Genomic DNA, 23,642 nt, shown 5'->3' on the forward strand with positions numbered 1-23,642 from the left:
TTCAATCCCCCTCATCTTCATAGCCGACAAGATGCAGCGGGCGCGCGGGGATGCCCTGAAGCTCGCACAAACGCACAAGCGCTTCTTCGCGACCATGCGTTACCCAAACCTCCTGAGGCGCAATCTCGCGGATCGTTTCGAGAAGTTCGGGCCAATCGCAATGGTCAGAGATAACCAGCGGCAATTCCACCCCACCCTGCTTGGCACGTTGTCTCACCATCATCCATCCCGAAGCGAAGGAAATGAGCGGCTCGTTGAACCGGCGAGCCCAGCGTTCCTGGAATGCCGACGGCGGCCCCACAACAATGGCACCGTGGAAGGCCGAGGGATCTTTCTTTTCCAACGTGGCAGGCCGAAGCTCACCCAAATCTACGCCTTGCGACACATAGTATTCGCAAAGTCTAGCCAGTGCACCATGGATGAAAATGGGCTTGTCATAGCCGCAATCGCGGATGAGCCGGATAACCCGCTGCGCCTTGCCAAGCGAATAGGCGCCTACAAGGTGCGTTCGCTCTGGAAACTGCTTCAGGGAAGCCAACAGCTTGCGAGTCTCTGCTTTTGGATCAGGATGGTGGAAGACTGGAAGCCCGAAGGTGGCTTCTGTAATGAAGACATCGCAGGGCACTGGCTCGAAAGGCGTACAAGTGGGATCCACACCACGCTTGTAATCACCAGAAACGACAATACGCAGCCCGTCCTTTTCGATGGCGATTTGCGCGGACCCCAGCACATGACCGGCTGGATGGAAGTGTACGGTGACGCCGTTTACATCAATCCGTTCGCCCAAGGCAGCGACCTGCTCCTGAAGCGTGAAATCCTCTCCATATCTGATGGCCATGATGTCTAGCGTTTGCTGGGTAGCAAGAACACTACCATGGCCCGCTCGGGCATGGTCCGAGTGGCCGTGCGTAATTAACGCTCGCTCGACAGGCCGCACCGGATCGACATGAAATCGGCCAATCGGGCAGTACAGACCGGCCGGGGTTGGATGCAGCAGCGCCTCTGGTTTCATGAGTCATAACATAGGCGACAGAACCACCTTTGAAAGAGCCAGTTCAGCGGCTCTTTTCCGCAATTGGCAATCGCACCGGCTTCAGCATCACGGCAGCCAGCAAACCAACGGCTGCAAAGGCAGCGGCGGTGAGGAACATTGGCTCAAACGCTGCAGCATAGGCATTGGCGACAGCTTGGCGCGCAGTGTCTGGCAGCTGCGCCAATTGGTCCGGAGAAATGGCACCGGCATTGGCAACGCCAGGAATAGTGACGCCATGCATGGATGCGGAAATGATCGCCCCGTAAACGGAAATCGCTATGGCTGCTCCGCCCATGCGCGTCAGCGTCACCGCACCAGTGGCAGATCCTACGTCAGCACGCGGCGTTGCATTCTGCACTCCAATGATTGGTGCCTGTTGACCAAGACCGACTGCAAGCCCTTGGAACAGCATGATGGCAGCCACGATCCAAAGCGGCGTGCCCGCGTGCAGTTGCGAAAAGGCGACAAGCATCAGGATGTTGAGAACGAGCCCCGCTACACAGAAAGGCTTGTATCGCCCCGTGATCGAGATGAGCCGGCCTGCCGATAATGAACCGATAACGATGCCGCCAGTGATCGCAATAAAGAAGAGGCCAGCCTGTGTTGGCGACAACCCAGTGGTGGTTTGCAGGAAGAGCGCAAAGTAATTGACCATGCCAATGGCAACGCCGCCAGTCATCAACGACACGATGAGAAATAACGAAAACGTGCTGTCCTTGAAGAGACGAAGTGGCACAATGGGTTCAGGCACCCGGCGCTCTACAGCAACCCAAGCAAGTGCGGCAAGCAGACCGATGACGAACACCATGGCTGCCTGCCAAGTGAAAAGCGAGCCGAACAGGGAGATAGCGTCCGTCATTAAAACGACGCACGTGCTTGCGGCAGCGAGCAAAATCGCCCCCAAATAATCGATCCGTGGCTGACGATTTGGGCGCCGGTTTGGAAGAAGGAAAATCAGGCCTGCGAGCACCACAATGCCAATGGGTAAGTTGATAAGGAAGATGGAGCGCCATCCAAACAGGTCGCTCATTGTACCGCCGATCAGGGGACCGATGCTGCCTGAAGCCATAATCACAAGGCTGGAATAGCTTTGATAGCGAGCGCGCTCACGCGGCTCAAACAGATCGGCATTGATGGCAAAGATGGAAACCATGATACCACCGCCGCCAAGCCCCTGAAACACACGCGCTGCGATGAGCGAATTCATGGACCAGGCAAGGCCACAAAGAAGCGAGCCAATTGCAAAGATCGTGACGGCGGCGATCATGACGTACTTGCGACCGAACAGGTCGCCCAGTTTGCCATAGACAGGCATGACTGCGCTTGTTGCGAGGAGAAAGGCGGAGCCCACCCAGCCGAATCGTTCCAATTCCCCGAACTCACCGACAATCGTTGGAAGGGCTGTGGAAACGATCTGGTTATCGAGCGTCGCCATGAACATGGCGGTTAGAAGAAATGAAAAGATGACAAGCCGCATTGCGTGACTGTTCACCAAAGGCTGCGGCGGGAGGGAAGACATATCCATTGACAAATTCCTGACATTCCGAAAAGAAATGTGCTAAACGCATATAATTGTCAATGACAATAACATTAGTCGATCGTAAGCTTGAAAGTGATACCGCATTTGATAGACACACGCACATGACTGATAAGGCGGATTTGACAGCGCGGGAGTGGGACGAAGAGACTGTTCGCGTGGGTGACACCATGACGCGGATGCGCTTGATGATGGGTCGGCGTGTTATCAGCCGTCTGGCCATTGATCGCGTGTCGCCGGGTCTGGATATAACACAGCTGGACACTCTGGATAGTGTTCGCCGTATTCGGGTGGAAGGTGGAGAAGCAACCGTGGGCGCAATTGCAGAAGCAATGCGGCTCGATGCTTCCCGTGGAAGCCGCCTCGTTGCAGATTTGGTCGGGCAAGGCATTCTGGTAAGGGTCGCATGTCAGGAAGACGGACGTCGCTCTCTGGTAGAAATTACTGAGGCCGGGGAAGCACTGCTAGCAGAGGTCAGGTCGGTCAAGCAGGCAATTGTAGAGCGCGCCATGAATGAATGGACGCTTGATGAGCGGCGTCAATTCGGCATCTTGTTTGAACGCTTTATTGAGAGCTTTGAACGCATTGCCCAACCAACGGATCGCGCCGACACTTAAAGCATGTCGGAGCGCCCTTTAACGCACTATTGGCTCGGACCTGATCTAAATTTCGAACTCTGCTCCGAATGTCTGCGGACAGCGGCCTGAAATCTCAAGCGTGTCACGCCCGGCTGCCTTGGCGCCATACATTGCCGCATCCGCCTTTGCGATCAACTCTTCCGGGGTCGTGCCGTCGTTTGGGAAGAAAGCCACTCCCATACTACAGGTTGGGTTCATTTTGAGACCATCAAACTCGATCGGCGATGAAATCAACTCTCTGATTTCCCCTAGTCTGCGAATGACGCCAACTTCTTCCTGCACCGGATTACTGAAGACGATGGCAAACTCATCCCCTCCGAGCCTCACAACGAGATCGCTTGCGCGAATTGATTGCGCGATGCGCTGAGCAACGGTTTTAAGAACCTCATCGCCCATCGCGTGACCGCAGCCATCGTTGATCTGCTTGAAGTTATCGAGATCGAGATATGCGACGGTCACCTTCCGCGATTCCCTGCGTGCCTCGTGTAAAGCCCGACTGAACTGCGGCCAAAAAAGCGTGCGGTTCGGAAGGCCTGTGAGAGGATCGTGATGAGCCAGATGCTGCATCTTGCGCTCCGTATGGGAGCGCTCGATAGCGATACCGGCCAAATCCGCCGCCATCGCAGTAAAGAGCGTTTCCCTTTCTGTCGGTTCGCGAACGGTTTGAGAGTAGAGAGCGAACGTGCCGAGGCCAACGCCATCCGAGGCCAGCAGTGGAGTTGACCAGCAGGAGCGCAATCCAAATACGCCAGCAAGCTCCTTGAAATCCTCCCAAAGAGGATCGACCTGAATATCCTTGACAACGACGCCAGTACGCCGCCAGGCGGCTGTTCCGCATGACCCGACACGCGGACCTATGCGAAGGCCATCAACCAGCTTGTTGTAGGCATCCGGCAAGTCTGGAGCGGCCCCATGGCGCAAGGTTTCTCCGTCTTCATCCATCAACAGAATAGAGGCGGTAATGTCTATGAGCGCGTGCTGCACGACCCGGCAGATATTGGCAAGGATGTCGGGCAGCGGATGGCCCCGCGCGATCATATCCAGTGTCAACGCATGAGCGGACTGCAACTCCTCATGCTGCTTACGGTCGGTGATATCACGAGACATCACCATCAGTCCCACAACCTGACCATCATCATTACGCAAAGGCATGCGCGATGTCGCATACCAGATTGTGCGTCCAGTGAAGTCAATGACGCGTTCCTCACGCTCGTCCGATTGGCCGGTACTAATCAGCTGGCGCTCGAGCTCCAGGCGTTCGTCTGCATAGTGATCTGCCAGCAACTCTCCACTGAAGGCATCGGGACAGTTCCCTCGGATGCGCCTCAGGGCCGAAGCATTGGCAAAAACAAGCCGACCCGAACGGTCGGTCATGTAAACCTCTTCGCTGAACTGGTCCAAAAGGGTACGTGCATCGAGCGTTTGCATGACCAATGCGTCCCCGCCGATGTCTGAATATTCCGTCGAATTATGGATCAAGCGATGGCGCAGGTGCGTGAGTGATTTTTCCGGCCACCCAGCGGTCGCCATGCCAGCAATGCCATTCGTCATGCTTACCCTCCCCTCGCGCTCAGTCTGTCGCTTTCGGATAGACCTTCCTCTCATCATAGGGCGGTCAGGCAACTTAACTATGCACGCATCAGTCCCGTACGGGAAATTATGGAGAAGAAACCCTTCCTGTTACTTAATCGGCAAGGTAGAAAGTTGAGATCATCCCGGAAAGCCGGTCAAAAAGGTGTAGGCTCGTCTCATTATGGGATAAAATGCACCAGTAACTTATAGTCGAAGTTAATGGAAAACACACGCAACCTGCTGACACGACGGAAGTTTTTACCTCTAATCATTGCAGCAGGAGCAGTGGGTCAAGCTGCACTGGCGCAGAGCAACGGCAGCAATGGCAAGCCAGGTACAACCTCGCTGCGTGGCACAAGTGGACCGGAAAGCTTCGGCCTCGTCGCGGACGCGGGATCAACCGATACGAGACGTTTTACCGAGCTGATGCGCAGAGCCGTAGCCCAGAACCAACCTCTATTTCTATCACCAGGCACCTACGATCTATCTAAACTGGAACTGCCGGATAGATTGCAGCTGACTGGCATCCCGGGTTCAAGCCGCATACGGTTCTCCGGCGAAGGGCATTTCGTCCATGCGAGTAATCTGAATACGCTTCGCCTTTCAAACCTGGTTTTCGATGGGGGCAATCGCGCTATCAGTTCCGGTGCGAAGGCGCTGATCGAATGCCGCAATGTTTCCGATCTGACGATTGAAAACTGCGAAATCCTTGGATCAGCGACAAGCGGAATCTATCTTGAAAACTGCAGGGCCAAAGTTCGGGAAAACCGCATAGGCTTTGTCACCGACTACGCGATCTACGCTGTTGATAGCTCTCAAAGTTCCCTTACCGATAACGAGGTGAGCGATTGCGGAAACGGCGGGATATTGGTTCACCGATGGAACAAGGGCAAAGACGGAAGCGTAGTTCGTGGCAATCGCATTTCGCGCGTCCGTGCGGATAACGGGGGCACAGGCCCCTTTGGCAATGCCATCAACATCTACCAGGCCGACAATGTCATCGTAAGTGACAACCACATTGTCGACAGCGCCTTCACCGCTGTGCGTGCCAACACAGCCTCCAACATTCAAATCATCAACAATCAATGCCTTAACAGTGGTGAAACGGCCATTTACTCCGAATTCAGCTTCGAGGGAGCGTTGATTGCAAACAATCTGGTTGATGGTGCCGCGAACGGCATATCGGCTGTGAACTTCGACCAAGGTGGGCGACTATCCGTCATTAACGGCAACCTCGTGCGCAACATCCGCGATAAAGGACCCTATGTTCATGATAATGTCGGCTTTGGTTTTGGCATTGTTGCGGAAGCCGATGCAGTCATTTCTGCGAATGTCATAGAAGATATTGCGCGCTTTGGGATTTTGGCTGGCTGGGGGCCGTACCTGCGCAATGTGGTGGTCAACGGCAATATGCTAAGGCGGTCGCAAACCGGGATAGCGGTCTCTGTCGTCGAGGAGGCGGGGAAGGCCATCATCACCAACAACCTCTTTGAGACCGTACCGAAGGGTGCCATCGTCGGCTACCGCTGGCATGATGCCGTCACCCAAGACTTGGTGGATGCTCCCAAGCTGCCAGCTAATCTGACCCTGAGCGGCAACAGTAAGATCTGACACCCCTTGCTTTTTGGCAGTCTTCAATATCGTATCACGCGATCTGAAATGCAGGATCAATTATCATGGTGAAAATCTACGGTGCCTATCGTTCACGTGCCACCCGCCCGCTTTGGCTCATGGAAGAAATCGGCATGCCTTTCGAGCATGTGCCGGTTCTGCAATCCAAGCGGCTGGACAATCCGCAAGCAGCGGATGCACCGATCAACACAACCTCGCCAGCTTTCCTCGCCATCAATCCCATGGGAACCATCCCTTCACTGGAAGACGATGGATTGATCCTTCACGAGTCGCTTGCAATTACCCTTTACCTGGCCAAAAAGTACGGCGGTGATCTTGGTGCGAAGGATCTGGCTGAGGATGCGCAAATGCTTCAATGGTCACTCTTTGCCGCAACAGAAATCGAAGCTGCGGCTTTGAAAATTACGTTCTCGGCCATGGGCGAGCAGACTGCCGAGACAAAAGCCATTATTGACAACGCAGCACACAGCTTGGTGCGCCCTTTCGATGTTCTGGAGAAACACTTTTCCGATCATGAATTTTCAGTGGGTGCTCGCTTTACCGTAGCCGACATTAACTTGGCAGAAATTGTTCGCTACGCGCAGGCGAATGCGGCGCTTTTTGAGAACCGTCCGCACCTGAAGGCTTGGCTTGAACGCATGCAAGCACGGCCCGCGTTCAAGACGATGTGGAACAAGCGCACGGCTGAACCTGCATCCGGCCCGGTCTAACGGACAACCGCTTTTCTATGGTCTGACGCCTTGCGCGTCAGGCATTTGCTTCAGCTTCCAATGCGGCCTGAACTGCCGGACGCGCCAGCATACGCCGGTAATGGGCCTCAACTCTCGGAAATTCGGCGATTTCGACACCATCACCCTTTAACCAGCTAGACATGACAAAGAGATAGGGATCGGCGACAGTGTAGCGATCACCCATGACCCATTGCCCATCGAGGTCGGCTTCAATGAGGGCAAAATTAGCTCGCATCGTATCGGGAACCTTGCGCCGCATATCCTCAAATGAAGTCGGTTCGCTTGCCCAGCGATAGCCGCGCGGTCCATGAGCGTGGGCCACGTGCACGCTCGACGCAATGAAGCTGTTGAAGGACTGCAATCTGGCCAATTGAAACGCATCTTCCAAAGGCGCGAGTTGCTTGTCCGGAACCATCTGCGCGATGAATAGCAGGATCGCTGGCGTTTCCGTCAGCGTACCTTTCTCGGTTACCAAAGCTGGTACCCGGCCCTTCGGATTGATTTTGAGATAATCATCCGAACGCTGTTGGTTTTCGCCAAACTTTAGGCGTTTCAGTTCGAACGCCAGTCCGGCTTCACGAAGCGCGATATGGCTGGCAAGCGAGCAGGCGCTTGGTGAAAAGAATAATTGAAACACAACGTAACCCTCCAAACCTATAGGCATACGAGTAGCACGTTCTACTGAATGGGTGATCCAATTCCTCTGTCATCACGTCTTTAGGACCAAAATTAAGGTGACCGGAGGATACCATGATGTGCAAGCCCCGACTGGCCGTCAAACTGATGGCGATGCTGCTGGTTTCAACGCCTATCAACTTTTTTCAGGCGGCCCAAGCAGCGGATGAAGCCTTTACCGCCCCTGAGATACAGAAAATGATTATCGGCAAACGCGTTTATCTTGCCACGCCCATGGGCGGTGAATTTCCGCTGAACTATCGGAGATCCGGGGTGGTGGATGGATCGGGCGAAGCCGTTGGTCTCGGTCGCTTTGCCCAACCCAATGATAGTGGCAAATGGTGGATCAAGGGCGACCGCCTCTGCCAACAGTTCAAGACCTGGTACAAAGGCGCGCCCATGTGTTTTGAGCTTTATAGAACTGGCGAAACGACCCTACGCTGGATTCGCGACAATGGCCAAAAAGGCACAGCGCGCATCGGCGAGGGTATTTAATTCAACAGCTTTGTCGGACGGATGACGCCAACCGGTATCCCATTCCAGTTTTTTATGGTCCGGCTTGCGAGCCCTTCGAGCCTGGCACGCGTCTCGCTATTGGGCTCGAAATATCGCGCCAGCAGTGCGAAGATCATGCATTCCGCTGCACGCGTCGTGCCATCTTCGCACTTCACGGCCATGGCCAAACCCTGCTCCGGCAAAGCAGCCACGAACACTCCTTCTGCGCCGGTTTTAGCAAATATTTTACCCGGTGCGATTTGCATGACCTTCGTGCAAGCGCGATCTGTTCCGGCCACGAAAAATGGCTCGGTCATGCAGGCTTCCATAAGCCGCCTGGATGCCGTCGCCCTCAGCGCTGATAGACCGATCCCCGTCGTCATCCGGGCAAATCCGAGCGCTAGCGAATGTAGCGGCAGCGCGTAGGTTGGGATTGAGCACCCGTCCGTTCCGCAGAGGCCGGGGCTGAGCTTGGCGCCGGTTAGCTTCTCCATGACAGCTCGAATTTCTGCCTGAAGCGGGTGATCGTAATTGCTGTAACCCTCGTGCGCCCAGCCAGCATGGACACAAGTGCAGACAAAACCACAATGCTTGCCGGAGCAATTGTTGTGAAGCGATGTCGGTGCATCCAACATGCGCACCTGATTGATCAAGGTTTTCTGATCCAGCGACCAATGGGCACCGCATTCCAGCGCGCCGACATCTCGACCCGCTTTGAAAAGCATTGCTGATGCTGTTTCCACATGGGCCTGCTCTCCGGAATGAGAAGCACAAGCCAGCGCAAGCTCTCGCTGTGTCAGGCCAAAAGCGTCCGCAGCCCCCGATTCAATCAGCGGCAAGGCTTGCATCGCCTTGCAAGCTGAGCGCGGGAAGATTGGCGCTTCGACATCTCCAATCGAGAACAGGGTCTTACCACGACCATCCACCACCACGGCCATGCCACGATGCCAGCTTTCGACATACTCGCCTCTGGTCACTTCAACTGTCACGGGATTTTGCATGGAGTTGCCCACATTTCGCTGCCATTGATGCCTTGATAGCCTGAACCCAACGCCTCAACCAGTTCGTTTTGCCGGATATCCGCGTGATGACATCCATCTTAATTATAAAACGTATGGCCTTGGCAATTTTCCTTATCTATCTTCTACCTACATTTGCGTCCGCCGCTTATTGGGCATTGCAGAAACGGCCCGGACGATGGAGCGAAGCAAATTGGGGGTCGGCGAAGCTTCTGCCTGATCCTGCAACACAGCCGGATGCCGCCGTTTACGTTTTCTCGGCAACGACCGGCGGTTTAAAGGGCGCGGTGTCCAGTCATGCCTGGATCGTTATCAAGAACAAGAATGCCAGAACCTATTCCCGCTACGACAAGGTGGGATGGGGCAGTCCCATCCGGCGTAATGGCTGGGCCGCAGATGCGTTTTGGTATTCCAACGAGCCACATATCGTCGCGCAGTTCAGCGGAGCGGCGGCTGAGCGTTTGATTCCGGATGTGGAAGCAGCGATAGCGGCTTATCCCTACTCTCAGCCAGGTAGTTATACGATTTGGCCCGGACCTAATTCCAACAGCTTCGTCGCCTTCGTTCTCAGAAGTGTTCCACAACTCGGAGCGGTACTACCACCACATGCTGTCGGGCGGGATTATCTCCCCAATGGCAAATTTCTGCATGTTGATGAAGACTGGCGCGACTTCCATGTGACACTGCGCGGGTTGGCAGGCATTTCTGTGGGCGCGCGTAGCGGCCTGGAGGTGCATTTCCTCGGTCTGGTTGCCGGACTTGATCTCTCGCGGCCCGGCATAAAAATTCCGGCGATTGGACGCATCGGCATCTGAAAAAGCCTAAAACAGAAAAAGGGCCGCTTGCGCGACCCTTCCATGAGTATTGGTTCGATGACGAACCGGATGATCGCTTAGAGCAATCGATACCTTGGAGGTGAAGTCAGGTCGGGGACTGCCCCAACAAAACCGCAACCTTTCCCATGTCCGTCCTGCAAACCGCATTCTCATTAGACATCGGATCACCTCCTTTCGTTTCGTTGAACATGATCACAAGGTAGGCATCGCGGCGGCCAATTGCAAGGCACGAATTACGACAGATCGATGTGCAACGTGACAATGATTTAGAGGCGAAAACTCCTGATCTTCGCACTTCCATCCAAGACTTCGCTGAGCCCGGAAGGCTAGGATTTGCGAGTTGCCACAGGGAGAATTTCATGAAGCATATTTTAACAGGCATCGCCGGCGCCACAATTTTCCTGCTCATTCCCGCCTTGCACGCAAGCGCCGAGGATGGCGCGGCTCACAACATAGCCTTCTGCTTGAAACAGGATAGTAGGATCGATTTGACACCGCTTGGGAAAGGCGAGGTTGGCGTTATCATAACAAACGTTGGTGTCTCCTCCTCCAACATTAAGGGTAAAGTCGTCGTTAGCGCCCATAACAGGCATGGAGCAGAAAAAATTAATAGCTTCTGGAAAAGCGGGATGGCGCAAAAGCTCCCGCTTATCGGGGGTAGCTGCTACAATCTTACGGTCATCTCAAAGACCAGTGATTCAAAAGAATGGGCCTGCATGACAGTGGACCCAAATGTCAGCGGCTCCGCCATGACCTTCAGCGCAGGCGTCATATCGGGTTTCATCGGCGGCGTCAGCGATGTCAACAATGCGGCTCCTCGACTGCATTGCCCGCCACAGGATGCATAACAATTACGGGCTGCTAACCTATCTGGTTGGCAGCCCGCCGTAGCAACTATCCGTTACGGAGCACCCTGTTGTGATTATGGCACGATCCAGCGCCTGCTCCCCGCTGGTCTTTGGCTGTCTGAGCTCTCAGCCTCGCACTTTCAGCACGATCTTGCCGACGTGACTGCTGGTTTCCATCAGTTTGTGCGCATCGACAACCTGATCGAACGGAAGCAACGAGTGAATGACAGGGCTTATCGTCTCGTCGGCCAAGAGGGGCCAGACATGGGAAACGAGTTCATCGCGGATTGCTCGCTTCTCATCTGCCGTGCGTGGTCGCATGGTCGAGCCGGTGATCGTCAGCCTTTTCACCATGATGGGGCGCAGGTCTACCTTCTCGGCGATATTGCCACCAAGGAAGGCGATCATGGAGAGGCAGCCATCCTTGGCAAGAACGGATAGGTTCTTCTCAAAATAAGGCGCGCCAATCATATCCAGCACGACATCCACACCCTTGCCGCCGGTTGTATCCTTGATCACGGTGGCAAAATCTTCCGTCTTGTAATTGATCGCCTTTGCAGCGCCCAATCTCTCACAGGCGGCACATTTTTCGGCTGAACCTGCCGTGGCGTAAACGGTTGCGCCAAAAGCCTTCGCAAGTTGAATGGCCGTGGTGCCGATGCCTGATGTGCCGCCATGGATGAGGACGCTCTCACCCTCGGTCAGGACCGCCATTTGAAACAGATTTGCCCAGACAGTGAAGAAAGTTTCTGGAACGGCTGCCGCCTTGACGGCGTCGTAACCTTTGGGGAAAGGCAGCGCCTGACCGGCAGGTAAGACGCAATATTCTGCATAGCCACCGCCATTGGCCAAACCGCAAACTTCGTCGCCAATGGCAAAATCAGTCACACCTTCCCCGACAGCAACGACACGACCTGCCACTTCAAGGCCGAGAACCGGGCTTGCATCCTTAGGGGCAGGATAATTGCCCTGACGTTGCGCGACATCAGGGCGATTGACGCCCGCTGCTTCCACTTCAACCAGGATTTCATCTCTCCCCACTTGGGGTACTGGGCCGGTCGCGAAGGTCATGACCTCCGGTTCACCGAAAGTGGGCAAATCAACGTGGCGCATGGTGGATGGCAAAGACATGACTAAAATCTCCCTTTCGAGCAGGTGCGAAACATAGGGCGTGTCTCTACCCGTTGAAAGGTGGCGCATCGCCACGCTGGATCTAGCTACATGTTAGAGACGTGCAAACCGCTTTCACTGCTCTTGGCGCTCTTCTTGATGTTGGCAATTTCGGCAGACAGCCGTCCTACGTCATCCAGAAGCAGGCCTTTGGGCAGTTCCAGCACCCCGATAGAGCAACGCAGAAGCGGAAACTCGCGCTCTGTACCACTTCGGTCGTAACCACGGATGCGACCTGCCGCTCGATCCTCCGCCGAATAAAGCTGCACCACATCGTCGTGGAAGTCTGACAGCAGTCGGCCCAGGATTTCCTGGGCCTCATCCAGCGTCCAGTCCCGAAGGCCGATGAAGAAATCATCACCCCCCACATGGCCAAGGAATGCACCATCGGAGAAGAAGTAGCGCTTCATCAGGGCTGCAAACAGCGTGATTGCGTGATCGCCCATGTGAAAGCCATAGTGGTCGTTAAATGGCTTGAAGTGGTCGAAATCGCAGTAGCAAAAGAAGCGGGTCTGATCGTCGTCTCGCCCCGCCTCAAGCATGAAATCGTGAATGGCACGATTGCCTGGTAGCCCAGTAAGGGGGTTCTGGTCCTGCGCTATCTTCAACTGTTTTTCGTTGATGACACGGATGAGCGAGGCGGCTGACACGATACCGGCATAGCGCATATTCTCAGTGAGGATCACGCAATCGCTGCCATCCATATTGGCGAAAATATTCATCAGACGTTCGGCATTGGCATCCAGCCCAACGATGGGCGCGCCTTCGACGAAATGGGCGATGGAACGCTCATAGATCTTGTTTTTCAACAGGTCCCGACCAAACGGGCGATAGATGTATTCCTTCAGATGATGTTCGCTGATGATGCCGCGCGGCTCCCCATTGGCATTTAGAACCGGGAAAAAGGCTTGGCGTGGGTTGGCGCGAAATAATTCGAAAACGCTGTCGATGCTTTCGTGCTCATAGACAGTCGGTAACATCTCGATCTGCTTGCGGATCAGAATTTCATCGAGAGATTGGCTGCTGCGGCGCGCACGTCCCAAATCTGCCAGATGCGGGAAAGCGGGCTGCAACTCGCTGATAAATGTCGTGGGGCGGGCAATGAACCAGCCCTGCACCATATCGACACCGAATTCACGGCAGGCGAGGCATTCCGCCTCTGTCTCCACCCCTTCGGCAATCACGCGGATGCCAAGCACATGCGCGATGTTGACGATATTGCGAACCAAATGGCGCTTGCGCGGGCTTTCATCCAGACCGGAAATGAAGTGACGGTCGATCTTGAGATAATCTACAGGGAAATCACAGAGTAGTTTAATCTCGGCATGGCCGACGCCAAAATCATCGATGGCGAGCTTGAAGCCCGCCTTGCGCATGGTTTGCATCAGCGTGGCAAACTTCGGGGCGCTGGTATTGTCAAACCGCTCGGTGAGCTCAAAACAGACGGATGAGGGCGGGATATCTGCTTGGCGCAATTGTTGCAAAAGGCGCTCGACGATTTGTTCTCCATCCTGGATAAGTCGCCCGTCGAGATTAACGAACAGCGTGGAATGAGCGAAATCCGGCACCATGGCGAATTTCGCCAGAGCGCGGGCAGCAAGCATCTGCTCCAGCGCCAGTAAGTGCCCGCCTTCGACCGCAGTGTCGAGAAGCTCCAAAGGCGTATCGAACCCTAAGCGGTCGTGCCCCCGCATCAGCGTTTCATAGCCGAAAACCTTGCCGGTAGACAGCTCGACAATCGGCTGAAAGGCGTTTTCGATGACAAGTTTGGCCAGGTTGAGCAACTGACCATCGGCAAAGCGCCGAAAGGCAGCCGTCTCTAACGGTGCAAGCCCGGACATAACGTCATTCTCCCTGACTTCTTGTTTTATTGTGAGGGTAGATCACATCGAAAGTCTGAAAAGAGTCTTTCCGCTGCATGAAACTTTTGTGACGAAATTGCTCTCGCTCTCAGCTCGATTTTTTATTGATTGATCAGTCAATCAAAAATATATTGGCGACATTCAGGAGTCGATTATGCCCAAGCTCGGAATGGAACCTTTGCGCCGAAAGGCCTTGGTGGATGCCGCACTTAGAACCATTGGCAGCCATGGCTCGCTCGATGTGACGATGTCCGATATTGCGCGTGAGGCTGGCGTCTCGCCCGCACTGGCGCATCATTATTTCGGCAGCAAACAGCGACTGCTTATCGAGACTATCCGCAGTCTGCTGAGAGCATTGCGTGCCAATGTTGCGAAGGCGTTAGAAGAAACGGAGACTGCCCGGAACCGGGTCTCAGCCATCATCCGCGTTTCTTTTCATGCAGATCAATTCACTCCAGAAACTGTCGCGGCCTGGCTTGCCTTTTATGTCGAGGCACAACGTTCGGAAGAGACGCGGCGACTGCTCATTATCTATTCAAGGCGTCTGCATTCCAACCTCTTGCACGCCCTCAAACCTCTGACCTCAAGAGATCATGCAATACGAATTGCAGAAGGCACCGCTGCCTTGATCGACGGGCTGTACATCCGCCAATCCTTGCGCGCCGCCCCCCTTTCCATCGACGCATCCATCGCCCTGGTGGAAGACTTCGTGAACAACCAACTTACCGCCGCCGGAGATCAACCATGAAAGCACAACCCCTCGCATCTCATTTCATTGATGGGGAATATGTGGAAGATGCCGCCGGAACGGTCATCGAGAGCATCTATCCCGCCACTGGCGAAGTCATTGCCCGCCTTCATGCTGCCACGCCTGCCATAGTCGAGAAGGCGGTTGCTGCCGCAAAGCGAGCGCAAAAGGAATGGGCGGCGTTGAGCCCCATGGCGCGGGGCCGTGTATTGCGTCGCGCCGCAGACATTATGCGGGAGCGCAATCGCGAATTATCGGAACTGGAAACGCTCGATACCGGAAAACCCATTCAGGAAACCATTGTCGCGGACCCGACTTCCGGCGCGGATAGCCTGGAATTTTTTGGCGGTATCGCAGCCACGGCACTCAATGGCTCGCAAATCCCGCTCGGCGGCGATTTCGCCTATACCAAGCGAGTACCATTGGGTGTCGTCGTCGGCATCGGAGCCTGGAATTATCCGCAACAGATTGCCTGCTGGAAAGCGGCACCGGCTCTGGCTTCAGGCAATGCCATGGTGTTCAAGCCATCGGAAGTCACGCCGCTTGGGGCATTGAAAATCGCAGAAATCCTGATCGAGGCTGGACTTCCGAAGGGCGTTTTCAACGTCATCCAAGGCGACCGTGACACCGGTCCTATGCTCGTCTCTCACCCGGATGTGGCAAAAGTTTCTCTGACTGGCTCTGTTCCCACGGGACGCAAGGTTGCTGCCGCGGCAGCCGGCCAGTTGAAGCATGTGACCATGGAGCTTGGGGGCAAATCGCCTCTCATTGTTTTTGAAGATGCCGATCTCGACAGCGCAATCTCAGGCGCGATGCTTGGAAATTTCTACTCCAGCGGCCAGGTCTGTTCCAATGGCACACGCGTCTTCGTGCATGCATCAATCAGGGAGCGCTTTCTGGCCCGGCTGAAGGAGCGAGCAGAGAATATCATCATCGGTGACCCGCAGGATGAGGCAACCCAGATGGGGCCCCTGGTTTCAAAGGTACAGCAGGAGAAGGTTCTCTCTTACATCGAAAAAGGCAGGGCGGAGGGGGCTAGGCTCATAACCGGCGGCGGTATTCCAAACTCTGTCTCTGCGGAGGGATATTACCTCCAGCCGACCGTTTTTGCCGATGTGAAGGACGAGATGGCAATTTCCCGCGAGGAAATCTTTGGGCCAGTGATGTGCGTTCTGGACTTCGCGCATGAGGATGAGGTGATCTCGCGCGCCAATGCTACGGAATTTGGCCTTGCCGCCGGGGTTTTCACAAGCGATCTCAGCCGCGCGCATCGCGTCGTCGATCAGTTGGAAGCAGGTACGCTGTGGATCAATACCTACAATCTCTGCCCGGTTGAGATTCCATTCGGCGGCTCCAAGCAATCCGGCTTTGGACGCGAGAATTCCGCGGCGGCCATCGAGCATTATACCGAGTTGAAGACGGTGTATGTCGGCATGGGCAAGTGCGAAGCGCCATATTGAACCGAAGAAAGGCCATTGCCATGAACCAGGCAGACTTCGTTATCATCGGTTCCGGCTCGGCAGGGTCTGCAATGGCCTATCGCCTTTCGGAAGACGGCACGAATTCCGTCATCGTACTGGAATTCGGCGGGTCCGATATAGGTCCCTTCGTGCAGATGCCAGCGGCGCTGGCCTTTCCCATGAATATGGACCGCTATAACTGGGGCTACGTTTCCGAGCCGGAGCCGCATCTTAACGATCGACGCATGATTGCGCCGCGTGGCAAGGTGGTTGGCGGTTCTTCATCCATCAACGGCATGGTGTATGTGCGCGGCCACGCCGAAGACTTCAACCGCTGGGCCGATATGGGAGCTACTGGCTGGTCCTATGCGGATGTTCTTCCCTATTTCAAGCGAATGGAAAATGCGCACGGGGGTGAAGATGGTTGGCGCGGCACCGATGGCCCTCTTCATGTGCGGCGTGGAGAAGTTCGCAACCCGCTCTATCGAGCCTTCATCGAAGCCGGACAACAGGCAGGATTCCCGGTCACGGACGACTATAATGGATCGAAGCAGGAAGGTTTCGGCCTTATGGAGCAGACCACATGGGCCGGACGGCGCTGGTCTGTTGCCAATGCCTATCTGAAACCCGCCTTGAAGCGGCCGAACTGCAAGCTTATCCGCTGCTATGCGCGCCGCGTGACCTTTGAAGGTAAACGCGCAGTTGGTGTGGAGGTGGAACTGAATGGACGTATCGAAATCATTCGTGCTAACCGCGAAGTGATTATCGCCGCGTCTGCATTCAACTCTCCAAAACTTCTCCTTCTGTCAGGGGTTGGCCCCGCCGAGCACCTGAAAGAGATGGGCATTGATGTCGTGGCAGATCGTCCAGGCGTGGGGCAGAACCTTCAGGATCATCTGGAATACTATCACCAGTTCAAATCCAAGCTGCCTATTACGCTTCACTCGCGCAATAACTGGTTCTGGAAGGGTGTCGTGGGGGCGCAATGGCTGTTCTTCAAGAAAGGCCTTGGCACCTCCAACCAGTTTGAGGCGGCCGCGTTCATTCGTTCAGCCGCAGGCGTCAGATGGCCAGATATTCAATATCACTTCCTGCCCATTGCGGTTTCCTATGATGGAAAGTCTGCAGCTGAAGGTCATGGCTTCCAGGCGCATGTCGGATACAATATGTCCAAGTCCCGCGGGTCCGTGACGCTGCGGTCGCCTGATGTGCACGATGCCCCAGTTTTACGTTTCAACTACATGAGCGACCCGGAAGACTGGGTGAAGTTTCGCCATGCAGTTCGGATTACGCGGGAAATCTTCTCGCAACCCGCCTTTGCGCCGTATGTGGAAAGTGAAATTCAACCGGGGAGCAAGGCTCAAAGCGATGAAGAGATCGACGCTTTCCTGCGGGAACACTTAGAAGGTGCCTATCACCCTTGTGGCACAGCCAAAATGGGACGTGAAAGCGATCCAATGGCCGTTGTCGATCCGACATGCAAGGTAATCGGCGTGGCAGGATTGCGGGTGGCGGATTCTTCGATCTTCCCGCATGTCACTTACGGCAATCTCAACGGCCCCTCGATCATGACAGGCGAGAAGGCAGCCGATCATATTCTTGGTCGAGAGCCTCTACCGCGAAGCAATCAAGAGCCCTGGATCAATCCCAACTGGCAGGTCAGCGACCGGTAGGAAAAGCGCTCCGGGACCGACGGAATTGCCAAACGTCTTCGTTAAAGTGTGTGAAGACAATATCTCACCACAACGGAAGCAAGCAGGTCGATCTGTTGAACTCAGGCATATTTCCATTCATCGTCGTCGCGGCTTGCGCGGCGGGATAAAATGAGCGGTGACCCGGACGCAGAACTGGTGACGCGTGTGGCCCGGGGTGACCCTGAAGCCATGCGCATCATGGTTTCTGCAAAGTTGCCGCGCCTTCTGGCTCTTGCACAGCGCATGCTCGCCGATCGGGCAGAAGCAGAGGATGTGGCGCAAGAAGTGTTCCTGCGCATCTGGAAACACGCCGGAACCTGGCGTCAGGGTTCGGCAAAATTCGATACGTGGGCGCACCGTGTTGCGTTGAACCTTTGCTATGATCGGCTGCGCAAGCGTCGGGATCTGCCATCAGACGAACTGCCAGATCAAGTCGATCCCAGCCCTTTGCCAGATGCAGGTCTTTTGCATCAAGATGAGCAGGGACCACAAGTCGAGCGAGCGCTGCAGAAACTGCCTGCCCGGCAGCGAGAAGCCATTGTGCTGGTCTATTACCAGGATATGTCGAACCGCGAGGCTGCCGAGGTCATGAAAATCAGCGTGGATGCATTGGAGAGCCTCCTTTCGCGGGGTAGACGCAGCCTTCAGAAAACCCTGTTGGGAGAACGAGACGATGTCTGAGACACCTAAGACCGACCGGGCACTGCACGAGCTTCTCAAGAGTTACAAAGTGCCAGAACCTGATGCCGCCCTCACCGGCAAAATCCTGAGCTTCGGCACCTACCAAGCCGAAAAACGCAGGCGCATTCGCAATTGGTTGATCGGTGCCGGGTTAATCGGGGTCGGGCTGGCCGGCGGTCTCAGTGGAGCAGCAACCGTAGCCGTTGTCATCCCCGTTCAACCCTATGTACGTGCTGATCAGGAAACGGCGTTCGGCCTGGTGCAAACTGACAGCGAATCCTATCGATTTCAGGAGGAACAATGATCGAATTGAGTTTCCGAAGGATCGTCGTTGGACTTTTGGCGCTGAACACATTCCTGCTAGCAGCGGTCCTGGGTGGCGCTGGCTTCTATCTCTATGGCAACACGAGCCAGCCCCCATCGCGGCTACCGCTTGCTGGCGAGCAACTACCAACAAAGGAGCGGGATGCCTTTCAAAAGGCCTTGGCCGATGCGAGGCGCGAGCTTCGCCCGGTTCAGTTGGAAGCACGCCAAGCGCGCGTAGAGGCCGCAGCTCTTCTCGGAAAGCCGGAACTTGATGCAAAAGCACTTTCTGACGCCTTGAAACACGCACGGGATGCTGAGATTGCGGTGCGCGCCGCAGCGGAAGAAAGCGCCATTCGTTTTGCGAGCAATCTGCCGCTAGAGCAGAGACGGCGGCTTGCCGATGCCCTGATTGGGCGAGAAGCACCCAAGACACTTGCCACAAAATGACCTTGATTGAGAAGCGACGGAATTAATCCCCTTCCTCCGTTCAATGACCGATAACGAAATGGAGTTCGTATCGGCCATGGCAAACCCTAAGGATCTGGATGCTGCTTTGGCGCTTTGGCGCTTCGGCCTCGGTGCCAAGGAAGGCAGCATTTCCGCAATCAAAGATGATCCCCGCGATCTGCTTTTGCAGGAAGTAACGGAAAAAGCGGTTCCGACACCGCAAGGCGGAACACTGCGGTCCACACCAGACCTGCTCGTTTCGCTTTATGAGTTCCAGGCGCAGGAAAAAGCCGAGCGAGAGCGCCCTGCCTCACCAGCGCCTGCCATGGACCCGACAATGGCGCAGGCCAAGCCAGAAAAGCGACCTTATCTTCCGCAGCAGATCCTGCTGGATGAAGTGGATGCGCGCTTCAACGGCACAATTCACGAGCCGATGATTGGCTTTGGTGAGCGGTTGGCAATGTTCTGGTCAAACCACTTTGCAATCGCCACAGGCAAAAGCGGCGAGGTTCACATTGCGGCAGGCGCTTTTGAGCGGGAGGCAATTCGCCCGAACCTTTTCGGCACTTTCGAGGAAATGCTGATCGCTGTAGAAACGCATCCTGCGATGCTGGTCTTCTTGGATAACCGCCAGTCTGTCGGTCCCAACTCGCCCGCCAACAAAAACGGCAAGCGGGGCCTGAACGAAAATCTGGCGCGGGAAATCATGGAGCTCCACACGTTGGGGGTCGACGGGGGCTATACACAGGCCGACGTGACGTCCTTTGCCCGCATCATTACTGGTTGGACGGTGTACCGCAACGACAATAAGCCCGGCCCCCAAGGCACATTCAGCTTCAACGCGAATGCTCACGAGCCGGGCGATCATACCGTTATAGGTACAACTTATGCGGAAGGCGGCGTAGAACAAGGCAAGAAGGTGCTGCGCGATCTGGCACGCAGCCCCGCCACCGCACGGCATATTGCTTTGAAGCTGGCGCGGCACTTCGTTGCCGATGCACCGCCATCGGAACTGGTGACGCGAATGGCTGCTGCCTACACCAAATCTGGCGGCAACCTTTCCGTAGTGTATAAGGCGATGCTCACCTCTGATCAGGCATGGGAGCCCAGCCTGCAGAAATTACGCCCGCCTGTGCAATACCTTGCAGCGCTTCTGCGCAGCACGGGCTTGCAGCCCAAGCCGCAGCAGATCGTTTCGACACTTCGTGCGCTGGGTCAGCCTCTATGGGACCCTTCCGGTCCCAACGGTTTTTCCGATGTGGCTGATGGATGGGCGTCCTCCGAAGGATTGGCAACGCGCATTGATGCGGCAAACTGCTTTGCTCATCTCTTACCCGGCTCTCTTGATCCCCGCAGTTTTGCCGCAGACCGGCTCGGCCCGCTTTTGAGCGACGATACCTTGCAGGCAATTTCTCGTGCTGAGACCCGTCCACAAGGACTGTCATTGGCTTTCCTGTCACCCGAATTCCAGAGGTGCTGACTATGTTGTGCGAAAACCTCAACCCCACCCGGCGCGCTATACTTGGCGCATCCGGCGCACTCTTCGCTTGGGCTTTCATGCCGAAATTTGCTCATGCGGCTCAGGGACGCGACCCGCGTTTCGTCACGATCATCCTGCGAGGCGCGCTCGATGGGCTGACTGCCGTGCCGCCTATTGGCGATCCCGACTATGAAGCCCTTCGTCAATCGACTGCCATGCATATGGACGGCGATAATCCTGCCTTGCCGCTCGATGGCTTCTTTGCGCTGCACCCGTCCATGCCGAATTTCCAGCGCATGTTCCAATCCCGCCAAGCGGCGGTGGTGCACGCCAGCGCCACCCCCTACCGCGAGCGCTCTCATTTCGATGGCCAGGATGTACTTGAAAGCGGCTATACGGCACCGGGCCATGTGGAAAGCGGTTGGCTGAACCGACTGTTGGAAGGTTTGCCAGCTGGAGAAAAAATTGCACCCGGCCCCTCGCAAAAAGTGCGAGGCCTTTCGGTTGGCTCGACGGCACCGCTTGTCATTCGAGGTAAGGCCCCCGTTCTCGGCTGGGCTCCCTCCATTCTTCGGCAAGCCGATGGCGATCTGGCACCCCGCCTGGCAGACCTTTATGGCAAAACTGATCCCTTACTTTCAAAGCTTCTGAAAGAGGGGATCGAAACCGGCCGGATTGCCGCCGGGCTGGATATGAAGGCAAAGGGCGGCGCGGGTGATCCGAACGGCATGGAGCAGATGGCGCGTGGTGCAGCACGGCTTCTGGCACAGGAAGACGGGCCGCGCGTTGCAGCGCTCGCCTTCGAAGGTTGGGATACGCATGCTCAGGAAACCGAGCGTCTGGCGAAGCTGCTGACGGGATTGGACAATGCGCTGCTGGCTTTTCAACAGGAGCTAGGTCGCGCCTGGGCGGATACCGCGATTGTGGTCGCAACAGAATTTGGCCGCACAGCGCGTATCAACGGAACGCAAGGTACAGACCATGGCACAGCCACCACAGCTTTTCTGGCCGGAGGCGCGGTTCGCGGGGGTCGTGTTATCACGGATTGGCCTGGTCTAAAGGAGAAGCAGCTATTCGAAGGCCGCGATCTTGCCGCTACGACAGATTTGCGCGCTGTGATCAAAGGCGTCGCTGTCGATCTTTTGGGTGCAGACGCCGCTCATCTGGCTGAAGCAGTGTTTCCCGGCTCACAGAGCGTATTGCCAATGAAGGGGCTGATTACATAGCAGACAGAGAGAATTCGGATAATCCTTTCGGGCCGGTTGCACCTCCAGTGCCGGTCCGCTTTTTTGTCTTCATCAGCAATATCGAGTTGCATCTTCTGGCTTGGAGGCGTTTACAAACAGTCTCTGCCCCTGTCGGAATTAGCCATGCCCCTCATTCATCGCCGCACTCGTTTTATCCGCCGCTCACGTGTCATGCGTGGCTCTTGGAATGTGTGGAAGCCACGCATCGTCTTCTGGTTAGGCGCTATCGGCATCGGCGTGGTCAGCGTGGGTTTTGCAAAAGCGGCGGATTTTGCGCAACAGCTCTTCAAATCGATTCTGTCGTTTAACAGCGTCTCTTTCGTCTCACCTCTGGTCCTCACACCGCTCGGCTTTGCACTCTGTGCCTTTCTTGCCATTCGCTTTTTTCCAAACTCGCAAGGAAGCGGCATTCCGCAAGCCATTGCGGCGCGACATATGCATGATGATGGAGCGAGACACTGGCTGCTTTCACTGAAAGTGGCGGCTGGAAAAATTCTGCTGACCGTGATTGGTCTTTTCTGTGGAGCTTCGATTGGCCGTGAGGGGCCTACGGTTCAGGTCGGCGCGGCGCTCATGCTAGCCAGCGGGCGTATCGGCGGAATGGTTCAGGCGCGCGGCCTGATCCTCGCTGGCTCTGCGGCAGGCATTGCGGCAGCCTTCAACACGCCACTTGCTGGTATCGTTTTTGCCATCGAAGAAATGAGCCGGACGTTTGAGAGCCGCTCAAATGGATTGGTTCTTACTGCTGTCATTCTCTCAGGTCTTGCAGCACTGGGGCTCGTCGGAAGCTACACCTATTTTGGGGCAACATCTGCAGGTGCGAAAACTGGAATGGATTGGCTGCTCGTCCTGGTGTGCGGCCTGGCCGGTGGCGCTTTGGGAGCGACGTTCAGCGCCAGCGCTTTGGCCGCTGCAAAACGAATCCGCCGCTTTGCGCAACCCGCTCCCTTGAAAAGAATGGTTCTGTTTGCACTGACATGCGGCTTCGCCGTTGGTCTGATCGGAATTTTGTCTGGCGGTGAAACATTCGGAACTGGTTATGAACAGTCGCAACATATCCTGTCTGGCGAAGCTCCCGCTCCGTTATTTTTTGTAGAAAAATTTCTGACTACCTTTCTGTCCATGGCATCGGGCATACCCGGTGGTATCTTTGCCCCGTCCCTTACTGTTGGGGTGAGCCTTGGCGGTACCATTGCATCCGCTCTAGGCGGCAGCATTGCGCTTGGGGCAATACTTGGAATGGCTGGATATTTCGCCGGTGTGGTGCAGGCTCCCATGACGGCTTTTGTCATTATCATCGAAATGACAGGCAATCATGAAGCCGTCATTCCAATCATGGCTGCCTCCATGCTTGGTTATATTACTTCCCGTCTTATCTCGCCAGAGCCGCTTTACCACGGGCTATCCCGGACCTTCCTCGCGGAGGCGCTTCGCCGCCATCGCCAAGAACGCAAAAGCGATCCGCTCGTGTCTTCACAGCCATGAGAACTGGGTGTTGACGCGCTGATTCATACACAAATGGTTATAGGAA

The 23,642-nt window shown here is 55.5% G+C and carries 21 protein-coding genes and 1 pseudogene; 15 read left to right on the forward strand and 7 right to left on the reverse strand.

Annotated elements, in window-relative coordinates; translation table 11 throughout:
- Position 1: 1 nt before the first annotated feature.
- Complete coding sequence (locus AC0JZ1_RS00410; protein WP_471880467.1) at positions 2-1,012, reverse strand: ligase-associated DNA damage response exonuclease; 1,011 nt, start codon at positions 1,010-1,012, stop codon at positions 2-4.
- 43 nt (positions 1,013-1,055) lie between these two features.
- Positions 1,056-2,558 carry an MDR family MFS transporter gene (locus AC0JZ1_RS00415; RefSeq protein WP_471880468.1) on the reverse strand — a complete coding sequence of 501 codons (1,503 nt, stop codon included), beginning with the start codon at positions 2,556-2,558 and terminating at the stop codon, positions 1,056-1,058.
- 116 nt (positions 2,559-2,674) lie between these two features.
- Between AC0JZ1_RS00415 and AC0JZ1_RS00420 the strand changes: the two genes are divergently transcribed.
- Positions 2,675-3,187: a MarR family winged helix-turn-helix transcriptional regulator gene (locus AC0JZ1_RS00420; RefSeq protein WP_471880469.1), complete on the forward strand. Its 513-nt coding sequence runs from the start codon at positions 2,675-2,677 to the stop codon at positions 3,185-3,187.
- A 45-nt stretch (positions 3,188-3,232) separates the two neighbouring features.
- Here the strand turns inward: AC0JZ1_RS00420 and AC0JZ1_RS00425 are convergent, their stop codons facing one another.
- Complete coding sequence (locus tag AC0JZ1_RS00425) at positions 3,233-4,759, reverse strand: diguanylate cyclase domain-containing protein (protein ID WP_471880470.1); 1,527 nt, start codon at positions 4,757-4,759, stop codon at positions 3,233-3,235.
- A 240-nt stretch (positions 4,760-4,999) separates the two neighbouring features.
- Between AC0JZ1_RS00425 and AC0JZ1_RS00430 the strand changes: the two genes are divergently transcribed.
- Both AC0JZ1_RS00430 and AC0JZ1_RS00435 read left to right on the forward strand, forming a co-directional pair.
- Positions 5,000-6,391: a TIGR03808 family TAT-translocated repetitive protein gene (locus AC0JZ1_RS00430; protein ID WP_471880471.1), complete on the forward strand. Its 1,392-nt coding sequence runs from the start codon at positions 5,000-5,002 to the stop codon at positions 6,389-6,391.
- A 65-nt stretch (positions 6,392-6,456) separates the two neighbouring features.
- Positions 6,457-7,122: a glutathione S-transferase family protein gene (locus tag AC0JZ1_RS00435; RefSeq protein ID WP_471880472.1), complete on the forward strand. Its 666-nt coding sequence runs from the start codon at positions 6,457-6,459 to the stop codon at positions 7,120-7,122.
- A gap of 37 nt (positions 7,123-7,159) precedes the next feature.
- On the opposite strand, the gene AC0JZ1_RS00440 is transcribed toward AC0JZ1_RS00435, so the two are convergent.
- On the reverse strand, positions 7,160-7,780 hold the full coding sequence (locus tag AC0JZ1_RS00440) for a glutathione S-transferase family protein (protein WP_471880473.1): 621 nt from the start codon (positions 7,778-7,780) through the stop codon (positions 7,160-7,162).
- Positions 7,781-7,893: 113 nt separating this feature from the next.
- On the opposite strand from AC0JZ1_RS00440, the gene AC0JZ1_RS00445 reads away from it, so the two are divergent.
- Positions 7,894-8,313: a hypothetical protein gene (locus AC0JZ1_RS00445; RefSeq protein ID WP_471880474.1), complete on the forward strand. Its 420-nt coding sequence runs from the start codon at positions 7,894-7,896 to the stop codon at positions 8,311-8,313.
- Here the strand turns inward: AC0JZ1_RS00445 and AC0JZ1_RS00450 are convergent.
- The gene (locus AC0JZ1_RS00450) at positions 8,310-9,314 is read right to left on the reverse strand and encodes an asparaginase (protein WP_471880475.1); all 1,005 of its coding nucleotides are present in this window, start codon (positions 9,312-9,314) and stop codon (positions 8,310-8,312) included. The genes AC0JZ1_RS00445 and AC0JZ1_RS00450 overlap by 4 nt on opposite strands.
- A gap of 95 nt (positions 9,315-9,409) precedes the next feature.
- Between AC0JZ1_RS00450 and AC0JZ1_RS00455 the strand changes: the two genes are divergently transcribed.
- Positions 9,410-10,147, forward strand: a complete 738-nt coding sequence (locus AC0JZ1_RS00455) for a DUF3750 domain-containing protein (protein WP_471880891.1) — start codon at positions 9,410-9,412, stop codon at positions 10,145-10,147.
- Positions 10,148-10,416: 269 nt separating this feature from the next.
- The gene (locus tag AC0JZ1_RS00460; RefSeq protein ID WP_471880476.1) at positions 10,417-11,016 is read left to right on the forward strand and encodes a hypothetical protein; all 600 of its coding nucleotides are present in this window, start codon (positions 10,417-10,419) and stop codon (positions 11,014-11,016) included.
- Between the two features lie 126 nt (positions 11,017-11,142).
- Here the strand turns inward: AC0JZ1_RS00460 and AC0JZ1_RS00465 are convergent, their stop codons facing one another.
- A complete protein-coding gene (locus tag AC0JZ1_RS00465; protein ID WP_471880477.1) occupies positions 11,143-12,147 on the reverse strand; it encodes an NAD(P)H-quinone oxidoreductase in 1,005 nt (334 codons plus the stop codon).
- Between the two features lie 86 nt (positions 12,148-12,233).
- Complete coding sequence (locus AC0JZ1_RS00470; RefSeq protein WP_471880478.1) at positions 12,234-14,027, reverse strand: bifunctional diguanylate cyclase/phosphodiesterase; 1,794 nt, start codon at positions 14,025-14,027, stop codon at positions 12,234-12,236.
- 175 nt (positions 14,028-14,202) lie between these two features.
- On the opposite strand from AC0JZ1_RS00470, the gene betI reads away from it, so the two are divergent.
- The 9 genes and pseudogenes from betI (at position 14,203) to AC0JZ1_RS00515 (ending at position 23,596) form a co-directional block, all read left to right on the forward strand.
- Positions 14,203-14,796 carry a transcriptional regulator BetI gene (gene betI / locus AC0JZ1_RS00475; RefSeq protein ID WP_471880479.1) on the forward strand — a complete coding sequence of 198 codons (594 nt, stop codon included), beginning with the start codon at positions 14,203-14,205 and terminating at the stop codon, positions 14,794-14,796.
- Positions 14,793-16,256 carry a betaine-aldehyde dehydrogenase gene (gene betB, locus AC0JZ1_RS00480; RefSeq protein WP_471880480.1) on the forward strand — a complete coding sequence of 488 codons (1,464 nt, stop codon included), beginning with the start codon at positions 14,793-14,795 and terminating at the stop codon, positions 16,254-16,256. Before betI ends, betB begins: the two co-directional genes overlap by 4 nt.
- A gap of 20 nt (positions 16,257-16,276) precedes the next feature.
- Positions 16,277-17,929 carry a choline dehydrogenase gene (gene betA / locus AC0JZ1_RS00485; RefSeq protein WP_471880481.1) on the forward strand — a complete coding sequence of 551 codons (1,653 nt, stop codon included), beginning with the start codon at positions 16,277-16,279 and terminating at the stop codon, positions 17,927-17,929.
- A 138-nt stretch (positions 17,930-18,067) separates the two neighbouring features.
- Positions 18,068-18,631, forward strand: a pseudogene (locus AC0JZ1_RS00490) (RNA polymerase sigma factor); the annotation flags it as partial.
- Positions 18,624-18,935, forward strand: a complete 312-nt coding sequence (locus AC0JZ1_RS00495; RefSeq protein WP_471880482.1) for a hypothetical protein — start codon at positions 18,624-18,626, stop codon at positions 18,933-18,935. The pseudogene AC0JZ1_RS00490 and the gene AC0JZ1_RS00495, both read left to right, overlap by 8 nt.
- Positions 18,932-19,384, forward strand: a complete 453-nt coding sequence (locus AC0JZ1_RS00500; RefSeq protein WP_471880483.1) for a periplasmic heavy metal sensor — start codon at positions 18,932-18,934, stop codon at positions 19,382-19,384. The genes AC0JZ1_RS00495 and AC0JZ1_RS00500 overlap by 4 nt, the downstream gene beginning before the upstream one ends.
- A gap of 76 nt (positions 19,385-19,460) precedes the next feature.
- A complete protein-coding gene (locus AC0JZ1_RS00505) occupies positions 19,461-20,864 on the forward strand; it encodes a DUF1800 domain-containing protein (RefSeq protein ID WP_471880484.1) in 1,404 nt (467 codons plus the stop codon).
- Between the two features lie 2 nt (positions 20,865-20,866).
- Entirely contained in the window at positions 20,867-22,090 is a 1,224-nt protein-coding gene (locus AC0JZ1_RS00510) for a DUF1501 domain-containing protein (RefSeq protein WP_471880485.1), read from the forward strand.
- Positions 22,091-22,234: 144 nt separating this feature from the next.
- Positions 22,235-23,596: a chloride channel protein gene (locus tag AC0JZ1_RS00515; protein ID WP_471880486.1), complete on the forward strand. Its 1,362-nt coding sequence runs from the start codon at positions 22,235-22,237 to the stop codon at positions 23,594-23,596.
- Positions 23,597-23,642: the final 46 nt, after the last annotated feature.

The sequence above is a fragment of the Affinirhizobium capsici genome (assembly GCF_977018625.1).

Bases quoted from the DNA above. Each gene is read 5' to 3' on its own strand.
- AC0JZ1_RS00510 (WP_471880485.1), top strand. From the start codon at position 20,867: ATGTTGTGCGAAAACCTCAACCCCACCCGGCGCGCTATACTTGGCGCA.
- betB (WP_471880480.1), top strand. From the start codon at position 14,793: ATGAAAGCACAACCCCTCGCATCTCATTTCATTGATGGGGAATATGTG.
- AC0JZ1_RS00505 (WP_471880484.1), top strand. From the start codon at position 19,461: ATGGCAAACCCTAAGGATCTGGATGCTGCTTTGGCGCTTTGGCGCTTC.
- AC0JZ1_RS00500 (WP_471880483.1), top strand. From the start codon at position 18,932: ATGATCGAATTGAGTTTCCGAAGGATCGTCGTTGGACTTTTGGCGCTG.
- AC0JZ1_RS00425 (WP_471880470.1), bottom strand. From the start codon at position 4,759: ATGACGAATGGCATTGCTGGCATGGCGACCGCTGGGTGGCCGGAAAAA.
- AC0JZ1_RS00435 (WP_471880472.1), top strand. From the start codon at position 6,457: ATGGTGAAAATCTACGGTGCCTATCGTTCACGTGCCACCCGCCCGCTT.
- AC0JZ1_RS00415 (WP_471880468.1), bottom strand. From the start codon at position 2,558: ATGGATATGTCTTCCCTCCCGCCGCAGCCTTTGGTGAACAGTCACGCA.
- betI (WP_471880479.1), top strand. From the start codon at position 14,203: ATGCCCAAGCTCGGAATGGAACCTTTGCGCCGAAAGGCCTTGGTGGAT.
- AC0JZ1_RS00470 (WP_471880478.1), bottom strand. From the start codon at position 14,027: ATGTCCGGGCTTGCACCGTTAGAGACGGCTGCCTTTCGGCGCTTTGCC.
- AC0JZ1_RS00515 (WP_471880486.1), top strand. From the start codon at position 22,235: ATGCCCCTCATTCATCGCCGCACTCGTTTTATCCGCCGCTCACGTGTC.
- AC0JZ1_RS00430 (WP_471880471.1), top strand. From the start codon at position 5,000: ATGGAAAACACACGCAACCTGCTGACACGACGGAAGTTTTTACCTCTA.
- AC0JZ1_RS00410 (WP_471880467.1), bottom strand. From the start codon at position 1,012: ATGAAACCAGAGGCGCTGCTGCATCCAACCCCGGCCGGTCTGTACTGC.
- AC0JZ1_RS00445 (WP_471880474.1), top strand. From the start codon at position 7,894: ATGATGTGCAAGCCCCGACTGGCCGTCAAACTGATGGCGATGCTGCTG.
- AC0JZ1_RS00450 (WP_471880475.1), bottom strand. From the start codon at position 9,314: ATGCAAAATCCCGTGACAGTTGAAGTGACCAGAGGCGAGTATGTCGAA.
- betA (WP_471880481.1), top strand. From the start codon at position 16,277: ATGAACCAGGCAGACTTCGTTATCATCGGTTCCGGCTCGGCAGGGTCT.
- AC0JZ1_RS00420 (WP_471880469.1), top strand. From the start codon at position 2,675: ATGACTGATAAGGCGGATTTGACAGCGCGGGAGTGGGACGAAGAGACT.
- AC0JZ1_RS00465 (WP_471880477.1), bottom strand. From the start codon at position 12,147: ATGTCTTTGCCATCCACCATGCGCCACGTTGATTTGCCCACTTTCGGT.
- AC0JZ1_RS00495 (WP_471880482.1), top strand. From the start codon at position 18,624: ATGTCTGAGACACCTAAGACCGACCGGGCACTGCACGAGCTTCTCAAG.